This is a genomic window from Candidatus Peribacteria bacterium (assembly GCA_023038255.1).
GTDB lineage: Bacteria > Patescibacteriota > Gracilibacteria > Peribacterales > Peribacteraceae > CALREJ01.
The window spans coordinates 127,282-146,994 of record CP082927.1 but is presented as its reverse complement, the minus strand read 5'-3'; the positions used below and the strand labels follow the sequence as shown (position 1 = coordinate 146,994).

Genomic DNA, 19,713 nt, shown 5'->3' with positions numbered 1-19,713 from the left:
TGATTGCAGACAGATACAGAGAGCGGTAGCATCCACCCCGTGCTTACAGATGCTTTTACACGCGCAAAAAAAGCCATACAGGCGAATCTGCTTTTTTCCGTTCTCTGTGTGGCATGGGCGGTTGCAACGTTCGCATTTCTGACACATGCACTCGAAAAAAATCCGCAGTACGACACGCAGGGTATCCGGTATGCCGGAGAATTTCTCGATGCCCTCGCGGAGAATAAAGCAGCAAAATGGCTGACGGATATGCCGCCACGCAAGTATCCGATGGGATACATTGCACCGTTTGCAGGTGTATACAAAGGATTGGAAATTGTGTTGAGAGGAGCAGATAACGTCACGTTGCCCATGTATCACCTTGCAGCACGCATCGTGACACTGCTGTATACACTTGGCACTATTCTGTTGCTGATACTGACTGCACGGTATGTGAAGCTGCGGCAGACCGATGTCCTGCTTCTGCTTTTTTCGAGCCTGCTCTTTTTTCTTTTTGCAACAGCAGTCCGTCCGCATGGCGCTGTGATGTTCTGGACTATCCTTTCGTACTACTGTTCGTTGCGGTTGCGTGACAGACTGTCGGTTGCACGGATTATTTTTTCATTCGCCGCAGCAGCTTGTGCTTTCATGACACTGCAAAGCGGTATTTTTGCCTTTCTCTTTCCGGTTTGGGCGGTGCTGCAGCACGGGTTCACAAAGAAAAACAGTGCAATCATTCTCTGTGCAGGGGCATTCTTTTTTCTGGTGGGCGCAATCGGCGGCTATCCGTTTTTACTTCATGGCATTTTGCACACACAGAGCGGTGCGCTCGATACCAGCCTGGGGCACGACATCGGATTTGCTTTTACGCCGGCACTGATTCCTGTGAAGCTCTGGTCGCTGTTTATATCCGAACTTGTGCTCGGTGTGTTTGTAGTGATGGGAAGCATACAACTTTTCAGACAACAGGCATTTCGCAGTCATCCGCTTTTTCCAGCAGTCTGTTACAGCGCTGTTTTCCTGTTGGCCTTCATTGCGCAGCCCATCACCGCGACGCGTTTCTTTCTTCCGCTTTTTCCGCTGTGGGCGCTCATCGGCAGCATGGCGTTTATCAGACTTCCCACATACGTGCGTCCAGCACTCACGGTGTGTTTTATTCTGGTCTACACACAGTGTGCGTACCTTGGATTCATGCCCGATACGTTTGATCGTGCGAGTGATTTCATGCGCGACAAAACCGGCATGATTGCGGTCACCATTCCGGGATATTTCCTCACACTGCCTGTAGAACGTTTTATCCAGTCAGATACACAGCTGCCGGATGCAACGTTTATTGTCAGTAATCAGGAAGAAAATCTTCCGGGTATTCCGCTCTGCGCATCGTTCATCTCTTCACGCTACGCCTATTATTTTGCGGAAAACAAAAGCCCCTTCCTCTGGAACGCCGTCGAGTGGCCGCTGGCCTTTGTCTTTGAAACCCGTATGCTCGGACCGAATCTCTATATTTATTGCAGATAATGCGCTCTCCATCCTCCCACAAAGGCGAAAACGGCAAAGTTGCAGTCATCGGCGGATCTCGCCGGATGCATGGTGCACCGATTTTTTCCGCGCTGGCTGCGGAGGCGAGCGGGGTGGATCTTGTATACATCGCGCTGCCCACTGCCCATGAGAATGTCGCCAAAAACGCATCCCTGAATTTTCAGGTATTCACGTTTGATGGCGAGGAACTTCTGAAAAAAGACGTGGGACCAATGCTCCAGATATTGGCGATTATGGACTGTGCAGTTGTCGGTCCGGGTTTGTCGCGTCATCCGGATACACTGAACGCCATCGAACAGGTGATAGGCGGCGCGCCGTGTCCGCTCGTGATTGATGCTACCGCTCTCCAGACATCCACACTCGCATCGGTTGCCGGCAGAGGCTCTGTGCTCACGCCGCACCTGGGCGAACTCGAACGCATGGGTCTGTTGCCGGAAGACATTGTGCAGCGTGCAAAAGTTGCAAACTCCACCTTCCTGCTGAAAGGTGTCACCGATCTGATCACGGGACCCGATGGTGAAACACATGAGAGTAAAGGCGGGAACGCCGGACTGACAGTCGGCGGAACAGGCGACGCACTTGCAGGACTGACTGCAGGGCTCATTGCACAACGGATGCAGCCGACTGATGCCGCGATTCTTGCGAGTAAAGTGATGAAAGCCGCGGGCGACAGACTGTTTGAGGAACAGGGCTTCCGCTATACGACGATGGATGTAATCGAACAGATTCCATTCCTCCTGCAGGAGTTCAGTCCGGATAGTCTATAATGCAAGTGTGATCCATCAGCCGTTCCCCCTCTTCGCCCCCTTCAGTGACCGCCTGCAGATTGATTTCCTGACGCGCAGAGACGGTATTAAAAGTGATGACGACGCTGCACGTATACTTGGTGTTGATTCTTTTGCATCCGCAGAACAGACACACAGCAATCACACGGCGATTGTCCGTGAACCACAGAGACGCGTGGCCGGCGCGGATGGGCTCATTACTGATACAAGTAATCTCACGCTGATGATCCGCATCGCAGATTGTCAGGCATTGGTCCTCTACGACGCGAAAAAGAATGTGGTGGGGAATCTGCATGCCGGATGGCGCGGCGTGCTCTGCGGGGCAATTCCTGCGTTTTTTGAAGTACTGAGAAAAGAATGGGGGAGCGATCCTGCTGATATTTTTGTGGGAGCGGCTCCATCACTCTGTAAAAACTGTGCACAGTTCAGAGATCCGATTGAAGAATTACCAGGGATTGATCCAACGTTTTTTGAGGGTCGACATGTGGATCTGTGCGGTATTGCAGATCAGCAACTTGCAGATGCAGGCGTCCTGCGCGAACACATCGAGCGCTCTCCCGACTGCACGAAATGCAGGCCTGATCTGTACTGGAGTTACCGCGAAGGGAATCCGGAAGCTGTGAGAGAGGGATACCGGAACGTACTGGCGTGCAGAATCCTCTGACATACGTAAAACTGATCTTGTTCCGGCAATAGCACCGGAACAAGATCGTAAGCCATACACATCACAACTTTGACTCAGTCCTTTTTCGTAAAGGTGATCAGGACACTCGTGGGATGACACTTTTCCAATTCAGTCATGACGATGCGCATGAACGCATCTTTGTCGGTAGCCGCCCCGGTCGCCCGCAGCAGGATGACGCCATCCTGAATGTAGAGAACCGGAGCAAGGTGCTCTGCCACAAAGTCTCCGCTCTGCAGCCGATTCATCAGGGAATTCTCGACCAGGCCGATTTGCCTCAGAATCTGAGCCGCAACTCCCTCTTTTTCCTGCATAAGGCCGAGAAGCAGATGTTCGGTGCCCACGTAGTTGTGGTGCAATGCCCTTGAGGCCTGCATCGCATTTTCCAGGACTGTTTTTGCGCGGGGCGTCATAGGCAATTTTTCGTCAGCTATTGGATCCGGACCCGGCAGCACGATCTTCATCGTTTCACCTTTCACCCGATCAGGCTCGACATCAAAGTACGAGAGGATGGAGACCACGTGTGCATCGGTGAGGATGCTGAGCAAAATGTGCTCCGTCCCGATGAATCCATGCTGCAGCCTGATTGCTTCCCGATTCGCACCCTGCATGACAGCACGGGCACCCTCTGTAAAACGTTCATACATGCTTCGAACTCCTTCTCCTTGGTTCAGTGAACTGAAATGCTGTGAAAGGCCAAATGGCTTAGTAGCTTTTTAGGCCTTTTTATAGGATATGTCAATTATTCTACACATCACTCTCCCAAGAGCTTTTTAATATTCGCCAGATGTTCCGCCGCCTTTTCGTACCGCGGATTGATGCGGACCAGCCGCTCCAGAAGTTCTGCTGCCTGCGGCAACTTTCCGGTCTGTGCGTAGACGGATGCGAGGTGATAAAGCGTGTCCGGCGTGTCGCCGCCGAGTTCGCGCGCGCGTTCCAGCGCCGGTGCCGCCTGGTCGAGCATGCCGTACTTCTCGAACTTCACGCCGAGGTTGTACTGCGCTGCTGCAAAAGACGGATCAAGGGCGATCGCTTTCTGCAGCTGCTCAAACATCAGTGCACGGTTTCCCTGCTCATCCAACAATTCTGCGTATTCAAACAAAAGCGCGATATCGTCTTCCGACGGATTCTTTTTTGCAGACAGGATCGGTAGTGCTTCCTGATAGATGGCCTGTTGCTTCACGGTGTCATGAACCTTCGCATGCAGCGCGGCAATGTTGCGGTAGGCAAGGAGAAACTCCGGATCGAGGGCGATTGCTTTGCGGAAATACATGATGGCTTCTGCGGGATCGGTTATGTCATTTGCGTAGTTGTTATAGGCAATCACAGCGCCGGGCTGACGTGCGATGACATTGCCAAAGAGTGATTTGGAATTCTGCCAGACATCAACCTGCTGGTGAGTCAGGAATACAAAAATGATGGTGATGATGACGCCAAGGATCGCGAGCGGGATACGGCTGACCCGCCAGCGCTGCCACAGGACATATGCGGCGAGCGCGACGATCAGAAATAATCCGATGGATGGGAGATATGCGTAACGCGCAGAGGCGAAATACAGATAGCCGTTTTTATTGAATGTGCTGAAACTTGGCAGCAGTAAGAGGAAATACCAGAGGATGCCCCCAGTGATCATCCGCGCGCGACTGCGTGCAAAAAAGGCGGTGATGAGTAGAGCGATCACGATAAAAATGGATGCGATGATGAGTGGGTCTTGCAGAGAGACTGCGGTGGTCTGCGGATACAGAATGGACAGATCCATCGGCCAGACAAGTTTCAGAACGTAGAACGCGGACGCCTTGAAGGAAAGCAGCAGCATCGTGATGGCGCTGATTCCTCCGAGCGCTGTGCTTTTTCCTGCAAGCGCGATAATGATGAAGACAATCGAGAGCAGATACAGCGGCCATTTGGTGATGATGGCTTTGCGATCGAGCGGTTTTTCCTGCATGTAATCAACAAGCACGAACAGCAGCGGGAACAAGACGATGGATACTTTTGCAAGCAGGCCAAGTGCGAATGTGACACTGCACCAGATCCAGAATCGGCGATCACCCGTGTCACGGAAACGTATGTAGAGCGCGAGCGAGAGAAGTCCGAGCGCTGTGGAGAGCACGTCTTTCATGGCAGCAGCCCACAGGACAACTTCCGAATGCAGCGGATGCAGTGCAAACAGTGCGGCAACAATCAGTGCAACAGACCGTTTCTTTGTGAGCGACCAGATGACAGATGCGACGAGCAAAGCGTTGATGCAGTGCAACAACAAACTTGCCATGTGGTACGCAGCGGGCTCCAGTCCGGCCACTGTATGAATCATCTGATATGTCAGAAATGTAAGCGGGATATACAGCTCAGGATCAAAATGCGTGAAAATAAACCACAGATTCTGGAACGAGAGATGGGTGATTGCGGGATTCTGGTAAATCAGGACGTTATCGTCGAAGCGGACAAATGCATTATTGAAACTGGCCGCATACGTGAAGAATGTCAGCAGGAGGAGGCCTGCCAGCCACGGTGCCCATATTTTCGTGAGGAAAACTCTGGTCATGATGCGAGTATAGAGGATAAACTGCGTCTCAGTCTCGGTCACGCGTCAGTGCATTGACGTTTCTTCTCTAATCGCATTATTGGGTAGCTTAATCTCCTTGGGCTGTGGTCCAGGGATGCGGTCACCCACCTGGAGCTTCCGGGATGCGACGTCTCTGACACAACGGTTTCTGGGATTTATCTAGCTTTCTGGTCTTGGCTTTTAGGCCTTTTTTACGTGCTCCTCACAGCTAAAAGCTATAAGCTATCGTCTAATTATGTTTTCCCTTACAGAGCGCATCAACGAGGCAAACAAACTTCTTTCCCCGCACGCTGTGCGGCACGAGGGCAGACTCGGACGCGTGTTTCCGGAGCAGGAAGACGACACCCGCTTCCCGTTCCAGCGTGACCGTGACCGCATTATTCACAGTTACGCCTTCCTGAGACTCCAGGCAAAGACACAGGTGTTTGCTGTTGGTGAAATGGGAGATCATGTCCGCACGCGCCTCACGCATACCATGGTCGTCGCGCAGATCAGCAGAGATCTGGCACGCATGCTGCAGCTGAATGAAGACCTCGCAGAATGCATCGCACTCGCACATGATATCGGGCATCCGCCGTTCGGACATGCAGGGGAAGAGGCGATTGATGCATGGATGAAAGAGCACGGAGCGCGGTTTGAACACAATGAACAGAGCTACAGAATTGTTACGCTCATCGAGAAGCATTCGTCGCAGTACACAGGGCTGAACCTGAATCGTGAAGTGCTCGAAGGACTCCAGAAGCACTCCATGACTATTGCGCATTCACTCGAGGCAAAACTTGTGAATATCGCCGATGAAATTGCCTACCACGCGCACGACTGTGATGACGGATTGAACGCCGGACTCTTTTCTCGCACGGAATTGCTTAGCGTGCCCCTGGCAGCAGAAGCGTATGAACGGACACGCGAACGCGGCACGTATATTCGCGGAGCCCTCCAGCACATGATGGTGCATGACCTCCTGGAGCACTCCACACTGAACCCTTTGGATACCCACCCGATCGCATTTTCTTCCGCCATGCGTCACGGCATTACAGAGCTTCGTCAGTTTCTGTGGGACCATATGTACACACATCCGCAGGTTGTTGCGCAGACAACTATCGGACAGACAGTGGTGGATGCACTGTGCCGCAAGCTCTATGAACATCCCACACAGAAAATCACGGATTTGCAGGAACGCACGGGTTCCGGCCTTGTTGAGGCAGTGAAGGATTATGTAGCCGGTATGAGTGATACCTATGCAAAAGGGATGATGGAAACCATTTAAAGCCCTTCTTTTCCTTATTCTCCGCGGGAAGGTTGGTCTATACTGGTTTCTATGGACATGCCTCGTTCCGAGCGCCGGGCAAAAAACCGCAGAGATCTCTGGGCAGTACTGCACGATGGCAGAGGCCGCAGCGGACAGATTCTACATTTTGTGATGGTCGTATTGATTCTGGTATCCGTCGCGATTCTGCCGATTAAATTTCTTCCGGGGTACGCAACATTCAACACGGTCATTGATGGCATGGAAGCATTTATTGTTGCCGTGTTCACTGTGGAATATTTTCTGCGCATTTATGCAGCACCCAATCGTATCCGCTATCTTTTTTCGTTCTACGGCATTGTGGATGCGCTCTCGATTGCACCGTTCTACACCGGAATATTCCAGACCGAATACATTCGCATTCTGCGCTTCATCCGGTTCTTCAAACTGGGGGAAATGCAGGCCGGTGCAGCTGCTGACCGCGACGAGGTGACAGAGAAAAATGTAGGACTGGTGGAAGGGGAATCTGTGGAGTTTGTCGTCAGCAAGCATCCATTGTTTTTATTCCTGCACTGTATTCCGCCGGCAGTTGCCATCAGCTTCAGTCTTGCTATTTTCCTTCTTGCAGACGGTAATCCCATCGGGCTCGGGATTGGCTTCACGCTCGTCCTTTTTGCCCTTCTCTTCCTCCTGAAAGGCTGGCTGGATTTTAACTACGACGTGATTTATCTCACGAACTTCCGACTCATTTTCCATAACCAGCATTTGTTCGGGCGGAGCATCAATCAGGTGAATTATTTTTCCATTACAAACGTGAAGCCGTCGTTCAGCAGCATGTTCAGCTTTCTCTTCCGGTACGGGACACTGGATATCGACACCGCCGCTGACACACCGGGACAGATTCACATCACAATGGTCCGCAAGCACGAGAAAGCTGCGCACATCATCATGCACAAGTCCTTTGAAATGCAGAACGGTCAGAGATCGACGCCGTCTGTCGGCAACCAGTCGAGTGGATCAACTGCAGCACCGTCTTTGTAAAATGCGACGTGGAGATGCGCACCGGTTGTCAGGAGTCCAGCTCCTTTTGTTCCCGGCGTGCCTCCGCTGAGAGCAATCGGATCACCCGCTTCGACGGTGTCGCCTTCTGCAACCAGGAAGCCGCTCACATGTCCGTACATGGTTGCCATGCCGTTTTTGTGGCTGATGACAATAGAGCTGAAGCCCATGCCCTGGTCTGAGACTTTGGTGACAATACCGTCTGCAGCTGCAGTAATCACAGTGCCCTGTGCGGTGGGAATATCGAGTGCATGGTGCGGCATACCAAAGCGCTTCTCATATCCGCTGTCCTCAAAGCGTGCGGAAATGCCGAGTTCCGGTTCGACCGGCCACAGGAAGCGAACCGCAGAACCATCATCAGACTGATAGCGTGATGCATCGAATGCGTACCCGTCCGCCGCCCAGAATTCATGCAGAGCCTCGACGAGTTTCTGTTCAGCTGCAACTTTGTCTTTGAGAAGATTCACCAGTTCATCACGTGTTTCAATGTAGACATCAATATCCACAAACGCACCGTTTGCCATCGCATCATCGAGTGCTGCGAGCTGCTCACGGAGAATTTCTTCGCGCTTGGAAAGAACCAACTGCTCATCACGAACCTTTGCCATATCTGCTTCGGCAGTCGTGGCAATGACGACCGGGTTACTCATCTGCTCCGCGTCCATGTCTCCACCCATAGGCGATTCGGCCTGTGTTCCACTGTTTCCATAGATGGTACCCGCAACAATCACACCGACGAGAGCGAGTGTCATGTAGGGACGGTCGATCTGGATATCGATTTGAGGCATCAGATTATTGTATCAGAAATACATCACCGATGCCATCCGGTTCTGAATACTGATCGTTGTTTGTCCATGAATGGAGTGGCAGGCGCGGCAGGGATCGAACCTGCGACCCCAGGTTTTGGAGACCTGTGCTCTACCAACTGAGCTACACGCCTATGTTTCGGAAGTATAATGGAAAGAACGATTTCAAACCGAGCTTTTTGTTTTCTTACTGCCTTCGGCAGTGCAACTGAGCTACACGCCTAGAGTGACAGCAGTGTACTGATTCTTTGTGGTGTAGGGAACCTTCTCTTTGGGCGTAGAAGTCTGTTTTAATGCTTTTCAGAGTAAAAATGATTCTTACATACTATTTTATACATTTCGCAAGTCCTCCCAAGCGGCGCAAAAAGTGTTTTCATGCTATAATCAGAAGATTCACATGACACAAAAATTCACAAACATACACGGCACATTTAGGGCTCTGAGACGCCATGTGGAGGTTGTTGTGAGTGCTGTGTTGATTGTGATTATTTTTGCAGGACCCGTTGATGCTGCATCCACCTGGAATCCAACTGCTTTGGTGAACACTGAAGCGTTCCAGTCGATTGATGATACAGACAGCACTGCAAATATTGTGCTGAAGTTCGGTGAGACGCTTTCCAAAACCCTCACGTACAACCGCATCCTCACACGCTTTGAATTCAATGATGCTCTGTATGCGACGGGGGATATCGGTGCGAGCGGAACATTGTCCGGAGCCTACGTGCGTGCGCAAAAACTCCTTACGTCTTCCGGATCGGTAGCAGTGGAATCCGGTGCGTACATTGGAGGAGATCTGCGCTTTGGCAATACTCTTTCGCATGTTCTGAAAGTACAGGAAACAACCGCAGCCACCGGTAAAAATCTCACGGTGAGTGCCGGTGATGCTGCAACAATTGGTGGAGAACTGATTCTCCAGGGAGGTGCAAATGCAGATAACCGCTCAAAAATTACGATTGGGGGCAGCGGTGATGACAGTGGAAACATCAGTATTGATGCAGGTGACAGCGGTGCCGGATCCGCTGGAGGAGATATCACTATCAGTGCGGGTGACGGCATCGTGACTGATGCAGGAACCGTGGAAATCTCCGGTGGATCGAATGGCTTCTTTGGAGATGGTGGATCTGTCTATATCCACGGTGGAGCAAAAGTAACGGACTACGTTGATGGAGATACGCTGCTGGCTATCACTCCGGGCGGGACTCCATTGGGAAAAGTCGGTATCAGAACACTTAATCCCAGTGTGGAATTGGAGGTCGCAGGCACAATCAGCGGATCCACCGTGTACGGGAAAAACAGTCTGCGCTCCAGCGGCTCACTTGTGTTTGAAGGCGCTGCATCCGGATCGTCTTTGTACCTCGGCACATCGCTCCAGGGTGCAGGGCTCTCCAGTTGTAGCAATACCACCAATGATAAACTTCTCTACAACTCCACGACAGGACGGTTCAGTTGCGGTACCGACCAGTCTGGAGGAGGGCCGGGAGGAGGAATGAGCCAAACAGCAGCCGATGAACGGTACGTTAAAAAACAGGGTGATACGATGACGGGCGCACTGACTCTCAACATTACCACGGCGCAGTCGACAAGCGGCGCACTGACCATTCTCCAGAGATCGCACTCCACAGGTGCATTCATTGATTCCGATACCGACCGCGAAGCAGCCGTTGCCATTGATGCGGCAGGCACATCCGTTGCTCCGCATCTCCTGTTTGGATACCAAGGCACATTTGATACAAATCTCTTCCGTTCCGGTGCAAATACTCTGAAAACCAATGATGCACTGGAGGTCGACGGCAATCTGACCTTCGGCGATGCCATCAGCGATGCCATTACGGTCAATGCAAGCACCTGGACGTTTGCCAATGACACCAACTTTGCACTGAGCGGTGGCGTGAACGGACTGTCGTTCGATACCGATACACTCTCCGTCGATGCACTGAATAATCGTATTGGTATTAACACCACTGCTCCAAAAACACGACTGGAAGTGGTCGGTACTATTTCCGGTTCACTCATCCGGGCCAGCAATATGACGGTGTCCGGTGCCATCGTGTACTCAAGCGGCAATACGCTGATGCAGAATGCAAAGGGCCAGTCCGGGCAACTGCTGATTGCGCAGGGAACCAATGCGCCGCAGTGGAAAGATCCAGGTGGCGGCATGATCTGGTACTTCGACGGTACCCAGGCAGTGACAACAATGAAAGGCCCGCAGATCACTATGCCGATGGCTCTCACGCTCAGCGGTATCAGCCTGAAGGCAAAAGGGGCACCGACAGGGGCTGCACTGATTTATGACATCAACAAAGACGGCGTCAGCATTTTCAGCACACGCCCGCAGATAGATGCGGCGGCGATAACAGGAGGGTCCAATGCTGTTTTTTCAACGACAGTTCTCCCCGCCGACTCGGTCCTGACTATTGATATTGATCAAGTGGGAAGCACGTTTGCAGGAAGCGGCGTGACGATTATTCTCAAAGGCATACGAAGATACTGAGGTTACTGAGGGGATCGGAACGCTTGTTTTTCATGAATTCCATTCATTCCTCCTAGCTGCAATTCACACTTCGATATTCGGATTTCCCCCTGTAGAATAGGCGGATCAGCCGATCAACTTCTTCCGCCGGCTTCGTCCTGATGTTAGTGACCTTCGGGTTGCTGCTAATTTTTGGGACAATAGCCTGTGCGTTCAAGGTGATGGATCTGGACATCTGGTGGCATCTGAAGGCGGGGGAGATGATGTGGAGTACCAGGCAGATTATTGCGATTGACCCCTTTGCCTACACGCGTGAGGGGCTGCCCTACATCGCACGGCATGAGTGGCTGGCGCAGATTCTTTTCTCCCTTGTTCACAATACAGGCGGCGCAACAGGGCTGATTCTTCTACGAACAGTCCTTGCAATTCTCGCAGTCAGTCTGCCGTTTCTCATTCGTCCATCACGCACATTTGTAGCACTACCGCTTGCTGCATGGGTCATCCTCAGCAATCGATCGCTCCTGATGATACGTCCACAGCTCTTCACGTTTGTGATCATGGCGGCACTCCTTGTAAGCTGCCTTTTTTACCTGCGCTCCGATGATGAAAACGCGCCACAGGTGCGATGGGGGATCACAACAATGCAGCTGTGGTGCCTGGGGCTCTTTCTCGTGCTGCAGTTTTTATGGGTGAATATGCATGGAGCAGTGAGTATTTTCGGACTCGCGATTGTCGGTGCTCTTTTGACGTATCAGTGGTTTTCCGGGCGTGCATGGCTACCAATCCTTGGATGTCTGGCGGGAATGGTTCTTGTCTCGCTCCTCTCACCAAACGGCTTTGAAAATATCACACTGCTGGTGGATTTTCTGGGACAGAAGCCGACGGAATTTATTCGCGAGTGGCAGCCGCGCTCACCAGCATCACATATCCAGGATCTTGGTCCGCTCTGGCTTGCATCCGCTGCAGTGTTACTCCTTCGACGACGACATGTTCTTTTCAGCGCACTTCTGCTTCTTGGGTTTGGCGGACTGACATTTTTTGGCTTCCGACATGGTTTCCTGTTTTGTATTGCAGCACTTGCAGTCATTGCCGATCAACTTTCCGGGTGGGAACAGATAGATCGATGGCTCGAAAAAAGGCTGTCTGCAAGCATGCTCACAGTGATGCTTCTGCTCTGTTTCGGCGGACTCGGGATAGCGCTTCATAGAGGGTTCAACGCAGAGCTGCGCCGGGAAAATGTGCTGGGGTACGGAGTGTCTGCTGCTGCAAAGGGTGCTGCAGATTTTCTGGAACGCGAGAAGGTGAGCGGCAACATGTTTAACTCATACAACATTGGCGCGTATCTGCTCTATCGCGGGTATCCGGACCGAAAGGTATTTGTCGACGGACGGTATGTGGATTATGGTCTGCCGTTTATGGAACAGACTATCAAAGCAGGGAAGGATCCCGCACTCTGGAAAAAAATAACGGACGAATACGACATCACCTATGCCGTTATCGACTTCCGCGCATCCCCGTTACAACTGCCGTTCCCATACATCTCTCACCTGGCGGCTGATCCCGCATGGAAGCTGGTGTACATTGATGATCGGGCTGCGGTCTATGTACGGGACATTCCAGACAATAAGGATCTCATTGCGCGTAAGGCCTACACGCTGCTGACAGTCGACGGATTTGCGTACGGATCGGTGCTGGATACCACTGCAACCACAGACATTCCTGCACTGGAAGCAGAGCTTCGCAGGCAGATTGAGAAATCGACAGGCGTGACCGGCCATATTCTCCTGGCACAACTGCTGCTTTCACAAAGAAGGCCTGCGGAAGCGGTTGAGATTCTGAAGCAGGCGAGCATGCGTGATCCCTATAGAATCCAGGTGCAGGAATTACTCGCGGAAGCCTATGCTAACAGTGAAGAGTGGATGTATGCAGCTCAGACGCTCGAACATGTCTTGTCGCTTTCACAACTGGAACGGGTCCCTCCACGCATCAACAGACAGGCAATTGCGGAATTCTATACAATGGCAGGCGTTCCGTGGAAAGCCGCTCCCTATACTCATTGATACCATGCCTCCCCGCCGCCCGCCCCGCACCGATGCTGACTACACCGCGTATGTGAAAGATTTTTATAAGACAATTGAGGATTATGACTGGAACGATGTGACGGACAACATGCGCGGCCCCGAGGCGATTCTTCACCGGTACCGGGAGCACAGGATGATTTCCCTGCTCAAACGTTTTGCTCCCGACAGTCCAGGGCTTGATGTCGGCTGTGGCACCGGGCTCATTCTGCGGCATCTGCCCACAGGGTCTGTCGGAGTGGATGTGAATCCCCGTCACCTTGCGCGGGCGGCCATCTACGCACCGCAGGCTCGGGTTTTAGAGGCGGATGCAGAGCATCTTCCCGCCAGTCTCGCACTATTCCGCCTGATTGTCTGCACCGAAGTCATAGAGCATCTGGTGCATCCACGGCAGGCCCTTCTGTCTATGCAACAGCATCTCACATCTGACGGCGTCCTGATTGGTTCTACCCCAAGACGCTCTCTCTTCTGGCGTTTCCGGTTCTTAAGCTCGACACACTTCCACAATGAACCGTTTCACAATGAATTTACGGAGAAAGAACTACGGGAACTTTTTTTAGACTTTGACATTGTGCTTCTGAAAAAAGGATTCTGCCGGTCAATGTTTTTCTTTGTGCTGAAAAAGAAAACTGCGGCTTAGAAACCGAAGAAATGGAACTCATCCCCGCCGCCCGATGGTGCATCACTGGGTGGATTGATGGTGTAGATAACAACACGGTGATTGCCGGACTCGGACACAAACAGTTGCCCGGAGACAGTGTCGTAATCAATCTGCCTAGGACCGGAGAGACCAGTCTGTGTCGTTGTGGCAGTGGATACTATAAAACTGGACTGCCCGATGAGATCAACGGCATTTTCCCCGTCGACAACACTGGCGGTGTCGTAGACAATAATACGATTACCCGAGAAGTCCGCTACGTACAATTCGTTATGCACAGGATCGAAAGCAAGTGACACGGGAGCACTCAATCCGGTTTGTGTGACACCTGCAGCATTGCTCCAGAAAGCAGGCTGCCCCAGGACAGCATCCGGCTGTGTATCGATGAGAACATTGCCAGCCGTCAGATTGTACAGAAGGACACGGTTATTGTTGGTATCTGCTACAAACAATCGGTGATTGGTTCTATCCAGAGCAACGCCCTGCGGCGCACTCAACCCCATTTTGTACGCGGCATTGTTGGCAGTTCCTTTTGTGTAGATAGGCCCCGGAGGATTAAGGTCATTGTCACTTTGCCCGAGGACATCAACCGCTGCTTCCCCGTTTGTAATAGTGGCGATATCAAAGACAGAGACGCGGTGGGCACCGGACTGCAGGACATACAGCTTGTTATTGGTGGTGTCGATAGAGAGACCGTTGGGAGCACTGAGACCCGGCTGGGTGACTAATGCAGAAATAACTATGAAGCTGGGCTGACCAAGAACATTCACAGCATTTTCTCCATCGGTAATGCCGTCACCAAGATTGTAGGTGGTAATACGGTTTCCTGTTGTTTGGGACACAAAAAGTGTCTTGGTGACAGGGTTATAGGCAATGCCGCGGGGGGCGTTCATACCGACCTGCGTATTGCCGAGTGCGGTGGCGGTGAAGGTTGCCTGTCCGAGAACTTTGATGGCGTTTTCTCCGTTTGTAATACCGTCACCAATGTTGTAGGCAGTCACACGATTTCCCGTTCCCTGAGAAACAAACAGAGTGGTACTGCCGCTGAGGGTGACATCGTACGGAATGTTCATACCCGCCTGTGTGGTGGCAGCAGTCGTTGTCGTAAAGTCTGACTGCCCCAGCACACTCACGGCATTTTCGCCGTTACCAATGCCGACTTGTGTGTTGTAAGAAAGGACACGGTTAATTGTGGCATCTACGACATACAATCTGTTGTGAGCGCCATCAATTTCGATACCGGACGGGCTTGTGAGTCCGTGCTGATCTGCAAGCGGTGTTATAGTGGTGAAGGAAGGCTGTCCTATGACATTCACCGCATTTTCACCGTCTGTAACGGTTGCAACATCATAGACAGTCACGCGTGCTGTATCTTGGGCTACATAGAGCCTTTTATTGATACCATCGTACGCGACATTACGGGGAACGTTCATACCGGCTTGCGTCGATGCCGCAGTGGTTGCAGTAAAATTCGCCTGTCCCAATGTATTGATCGCATTTTCTCCATTGGTAATACTCGCAATGTCATACAAATTGACGCGATTGGATCCGGTTATTGCAACGAAAAGCGTGCTTCCGCTGAGTGCAACATCGTAGGGGCCTGACATGGCAGCCTGCGTTGTTCCTGCTGATGTTCCTGTGAAAGTTGTCTGCCCCAGAACTGCAACGGCATTTTCTCCATCGGTAATAGATGCAACGTCATACACAGTGACTCGGTTGGCAAAATCCTGAGCCACGAACAACTGACTGGTTGCACTGTTGTACTCAATACCAAGTGGAAGGTTCATGCCCGCCTGTGTTGTGGCTGCAGTGGCCGATGTGAAATTCGCCTGCCCGAGCACATTGATGGCATTTTCGCCGTTTGTGATGGACGTAACGTCATAAGCAACAACGCGGTGATTTCCGTTTCTTTCTCCCACAAACAATCGGTTATTCGCACTATCGAACGCGAGTCCGTGTGGCAGACTTAATCCGGATTGGGTGGTTGCTGCAGTGTTCGTATAGAAGTTCGCCTGCCCCAGCACGCCATCCGGGAGATTGTCGAGAAGCTGGTCGTCACTATCTAGGTTATACATAAGAACACGGTTATTGCCGGTATCACTTAGAAACAACCGATGATTTGTGGAATCCAGTTCCACTGCTCCATAAGAGGCGATGGAAAGACTGAGGCCATGGATATTGGGTCCATTATGCGCAACGGATTTTGTGTAGATGGGGCCGGGTGTCACCAGATCATCGTCATACTGACCAAGGAGGTCCACGGCATTTTCACCATTGGTAATGGACGCAACATCGAAGATGGAGACCCGGTTTCCTGTTGATTGGGACACATAGAGTCTGCTGTTTGCGCTATCAATCAGAATTCCATACGGCACGTTCAGGCCGGGCTGCGTGCTTGCTGCAGTAAGAGTGGTGAACAGCGATTGACCCAGCACATTCACCGCATTTTCTCCGTCGGTTATGCCATTGCCCAGGTCATAGGTTGTAACGCGGTTCCCCGAGAATTGGGCGACGTAAAGCGTTTTGGTAGCAGAATCATAGGAGACGCCGCGCGGCGCTCTCATACCGGACTGGGTATCAGCCACCGCGGTACCCGTAAAGTTTGCCTGACCTAGTACATTCACGGCGTTTTCTCCATTCGTAATGCCATCGGCAAGATTGTAGGCGGTCACACGATTGCCCGACGTCTGCGTCACAAACAAAGTACTGCCACTGAGCGCGATGCCGTACGGAAGGTTCATACCCGCCTGCGTGGTGGCTGCTGTTGTGGCTGTAAATGTCGACTGACCCAACACTCCTGTTGCACTCTCACCATTCGAAATGCCATCGGCAAAGTTATAAACGGTTACTCTGTTGGCGCCGGTCGCTTGCGAGACGAAGAGCCTGCTGTTGGCACTGTCGTATGCAACATCAACCGGCTGGTTCAATCCCACCTGCGTGGTGGCGGCGGCGTTGGTCGTAAATGTCGCCTGACCAAGAAGATTGATGGCATTTTCGCCGTTAGTAATGGATGTTGCATCAAAGACCATTACGCGGGCATTGCTTTGATCCGCAACAAAGAGCCTGTTCTGCGCATCATCGTAGGCAAGACCCATAGGCCCCTGGAATCCCGCCTGTGTAATAGCAACTGTACCGGTGTAAAAATTTAACTGGCCCAGCACATTGTCGGGAATCCGGTCAATAAGCGTGTTACCGGAATCAAGATTGTAAACAAGTACGCGGTTATTCGATGTATCAGAAATAAATAAGCGGTGATCGGTGGTATCCATTGCAATGCCCAGAGAAGGGGCGCTCATGCCAAGCTTGTTCGGCCCGTTATGCGCAGTGGATTTTGTGTAGATGGGGCCGGGAGCACTCAGTGAATCATCATATTGCCCAAGCAGATTCTCTGCATTCATGTAGTCGGCGTATCCGGCGGACAGATCGTAGACAGTCACACGGTTTCCGGTGGTTTGCGAGACATAGAGCTTGTCCGTCGCATCGTCGTACGCAATGCCGTTTGGCACGTTCATGCCTGCCTGGGTTGTCAGAGGATTTTGCACTGTAAAACTTGTCTGCCCCAGCACATTCACAGCTTCTTCACCGTTCACGATGGTTGCCACGTCGTAGACCGTCACGCGGTTACTTATTTCTGCTACAAAAAGACGCTTCCCTGTAAAATCGTACGCCAGCCCCGCTGGCGATCGCGTGATTGCGCGCGTGTTGGTGGTGGCATTCGAGTAAAAATTCGGCTGCCCGATCACACTATCCGGCGTCCGGTCCAAAAGGACATTGTTGCTGTCCATGTTATACACAAGCACGCGACTATTGCCTGTGTCCGCTACAAACAGTCTGTGGTCCACTGTGTCCACGACCATCGACACAGCCGTGGGCGAGCTAAGACCCAATTTGTGAGGACCGTTATTGATAGTTCCCTTGGTATAGATCGGTTCGGGTGCACTGACAGTTCCATCATCCTGTCCGATAATATTCATGGCATGTTCTCCATCTGTAATCGTGGTGGCATCGTAGATAACCACGCGGTTATTGCTCTGATCCGCAACAAACAGCTGACCCGATGTAGTATCGTAGACAGGCTGTCGCGGCGCCGACAGATTGGCTTGTGACGAACCGCTGGTGGCAGTGGTGTAGTTCGCCTGTCCCAATACGCCTACAGCGTTTTCTCCGTCGGTAATGCTGGCGGTATCGAATACCAGAATTCGGTTATTGGTACCATCCGACACGAATAATCTGTTCCCAGCCGGATCAAAACCTGCTGCATTAGGAGCGCTGAGCGTTGACTGCGTGACCCCTGTTGCATTGGTATAGAAAAATGCCTGCCCCAATACATTGTCGGGCACGGTATCCTCCAGAATATTGTCTGCAGTCAGGTTGTACACAAGCACACGGTTGTTGCTGGAATCCACCACGAATAACCGGTGATACGTACTATCCACCGTCAGACCAAAGGGAGCGCTCAGCCCCATTTTATAGGACGCGTTATTCGCAGTGCTTTTGGTATAGATAGGCGACGGAGCGGTAAGACTGTCGTCAGTCTGACCCAGAAGGTCGACGGCATTTTCACCATTTGTGATGGAGGCAACATCAAAAATAGACAGGCGGTTTGATCCCGCTTGCAGTACATAGAGTTTGCTGTTGGCCCTATCCACATACAGACCGGCAGGAGAGCTTAATCCTGCCTGAGTAGTAGCAGCAGTAATGACCGTGAACACCGATTGCCCAAGGACGCTCACCGCATTTTCTCCATCGGTAATACCGTCTCCGAGGTTATAGACAGTCACGCGGTTTCCTGTTGTCTGGGAGACGTAGAGCATTTTATTGACGGAGTTGTATGCAAGACCGCGGGGAGCATTCATACCAACCTGCGTATTGCCGAGTGCAGTGGCGGTGAAGTTCGCCTGGCCAAGGACTTTGATGGCATTTTCGCCGTCGGTAATACCGTCGCCGATGTTATAGGCAGTGACGCGGTGTCCCGTTCCCTGCGACACGAAGAGCGTGGTGCTGCCACTCAGCGCTACATCGTACGGAACGTTCATGCCCGCCTGTGTGGTGGCGGCGGTTGCAGTGGTGAAATTCGCCTGGCCAAGAACGCTTACAGCGGGCTCCCCGTCATAAATCGCCGTTATGTCGAAAACAGACACGCGGTTACCGGTGGTTTGTGCCACAAACAAACGGTTATTGGTACTGTCATACGCCAGACTTACCGGAGCATTCAAACCCTCCTGCGTGGTGGCAGCTGAACTGGTGGTAAAGGACGGCTGACCAAGGACGTTGATTGCGTTTTCACCATCAGTGATAGATGTAACATCGTATACCGTCACGCGGTTGGCTGCGCTTCCCACAACAAACAAACGGTTATTTGTATCGTCATATTCAAGACCCAACGGCAGGCTGAGCGTGGATTGCGTCTGCCCCGTGCTGTTGGCATAAAAATTCAACTGACCGATGACATTATCCGGAATGCGATCCACCAGAGCATTCCCTGCATCAAGGCCATACACCAGGACACGGTGATTGCCTGTGTCTGTCACAAACAACCGGTGATCGGTTGTGTCCATCACAATCCCGCCCGCAGTCAAGGATGCCAAGCTCAGTCCCAATTTATGCGCAGCATTCTGCGCTGTTCCTTTTGTATAGATCGGAAGCGGCGCACTCACCGTCCCATCGTCCTGCCCGATGACATAGCTTGCAGCAAGGGCAAAGGCATCCGGGATACCTGTCGTACAAAGCAACACTGTCAAAATAACAGCAGTCGTACGGCGAAGAGCCAATGGGAAGGAGGGCTTGTGAATATGAGTATTGTACTATGGAAGGCTGAATATCGAAGTATGAAATGAGGGGAATATCT

Annotated in this window: 12 protein-coding genes and 1 tRNA gene; 8 read left to right on the top strand and 5 right to left on the bottom strand. The window is 51.9% G+C overall.

Annotation, left to right across the window (positions count from 1 at the left end; translation table 11 throughout):
- The first annotated feature begins 39 nt into the window (after nt 1-39).
- Genes K8942_00650 through K8942_00640 form a run of 3 tightly spaced genes read left to right on the top strand, consistent with a single transcriptional unit; the run spans nt 40 to nt 2,967 of the window.
- The gene (locus K8942_00650) at nt 40-1,497 is read left to right on the top strand and encodes a hypothetical protein (protein ID UPA22709.1); all 1,458 of its coding nucleotides are present in this window, start codon (nt 40-42) and stop codon (nt 1,495-1,497) included.
- Nucleotides 1,497-2,285 (top strand): NAD(P)H-hydrate dehydratase, encoded by a 789-nt coding sequence (locus K8942_00645; protein UPA22708.1) that lies wholly within the window; start codon nt 1,497-1,499, stop codon nt 2,283-2,285. Before K8942_00650 ends, K8942_00645 begins: the two co-directional genes overlap by 1 nt.
- A gap of 7 nt (nt 2,286-2,292) precedes the next feature.
- On the top strand, nt 2,293-2,967 hold the full coding sequence (locus K8942_00640; GenBank protein UPA22707.1) for a polyphenol oxidase family protein: 675 nt from the start codon (nt 2,293-2,295) through the stop codon (nt 2,965-2,967).
- A 74-nt stretch (nt 2,968-3,041) separates the two neighbouring features.
- On the opposite strand, the gene K8942_00635 is transcribed toward K8942_00640, so the two are convergent.
- Together K8942_00635 and K8942_00630 are read right to left on the bottom strand one after the other, a co-directional pair.
- On the bottom strand, nt 3,042-3,632 hold the full coding sequence (locus tag K8942_00635) for a hypothetical protein (protein ID UPA22706.1): 591 nt from the start codon (nt 3,630-3,632) through the stop codon (nt 3,042-3,044).
- Between the two features lie 107 nt (nt 3,633-3,739).
- Nucleotides 3,740-5,527 (bottom strand): tetratricopeptide repeat protein, encoded by a 1,788-nt coding sequence (locus K8942_00630; protein ID UPA22705.1) that lies wholly within the window; start codon nt 5,525-5,527, stop codon nt 3,740-3,742.
- A 256-nt stretch (nt 5,528-5,783) separates the two neighbouring features.
- Between K8942_00630 and dgt the strand changes: the two genes are divergently transcribed.
- Nucleotides 5,784-6,815 carry a dNTP triphosphohydrolase gene (dgt, locus tag K8942_00625; GenBank protein UPA22704.1) on the top strand — a complete coding sequence of 344 codons (1,032 nt, stop codon included), beginning with the start codon at nt 5,784-5,786 and terminating at the stop codon, nt 6,813-6,815.
- A 51-nt stretch (nt 6,816-6,866) separates the two neighbouring features.
- Nucleotides 6,867-7,835, top strand: a complete 969-nt coding sequence (locus K8942_00620; protein UPA22703.1) for an ion transporter — start codon at nt 6,867-6,869, stop codon at nt 7,833-7,835.
- Here K8942_00620 and K8942_00615 read toward each other — a convergent pair.
- Nucleotides 7,772-8,641: a M23 family metallopeptidase gene (locus K8942_00615; protein UPA22702.1), complete on the bottom strand. Its 870-nt coding sequence runs from the start codon at nt 8,639-8,641 to the stop codon at nt 7,772-7,774. The two genes, K8942_00620 and K8942_00615, sit on opposite strands and share 64 nt — an antisense overlap.
- Nucleotides 8,642-8,717: 76 nt before the next feature.
- Nucleotides 8,718-8,793: transfer RNA gene (locus tag K8942_00610), tRNA-Trp, on the bottom strand.
- A gap of 263 nt (nt 8,794-9,056) precedes the next feature.
- Here K8942_00610 and K8942_00605 point away from each other — a divergent pair.
- From K8942_00605 to K8942_00595, 3 genes are all read left to right on the top strand, one after another.
- On the top strand, nt 9,057-11,150 hold the full coding sequence (locus K8942_00605; protein UPA22701.1) for a hypothetical protein: 2,094 nt from the start codon (nt 9,057-9,059) through the stop codon (nt 11,148-11,150).
- A gap of 200 nt (nt 11,151-11,350) precedes the next feature.
- Nucleotides 11,351-13,189 carry a hypothetical protein gene (locus K8942_00600; protein ID UPA22700.1) on the top strand — a complete coding sequence of 613 codons (1,839 nt, stop codon included), beginning with the start codon at nt 11,351-11,353 and terminating at the stop codon, nt 13,187-13,189.
- A 4-nt stretch (nt 13,190-13,193) separates the two neighbouring features.
- Nucleotides 13,194-13,847: a class I SAM-dependent methyltransferase gene (locus K8942_00595; protein UPA22699.1), complete on the top strand. Its 654-nt coding sequence runs from the start codon at nt 13,194-13,196 to the stop codon at nt 13,845-13,847.
- On the opposite strand, the gene K8942_00590 is transcribed toward K8942_00595, so the two are convergent.
- On the bottom strand, nt 13,844-19,636 hold the full coding sequence (locus tag K8942_00590) for a hypothetical protein (GenBank protein UPA22698.1): 5,793 nt from the start codon (nt 19,634-19,636) through the stop codon (nt 13,844-13,846). The genes K8942_00595 and K8942_00590 overlap by 4 nt on opposite strands.
- Nucleotides 19,637-19,713 lie beyond the last annotated feature (77 nt).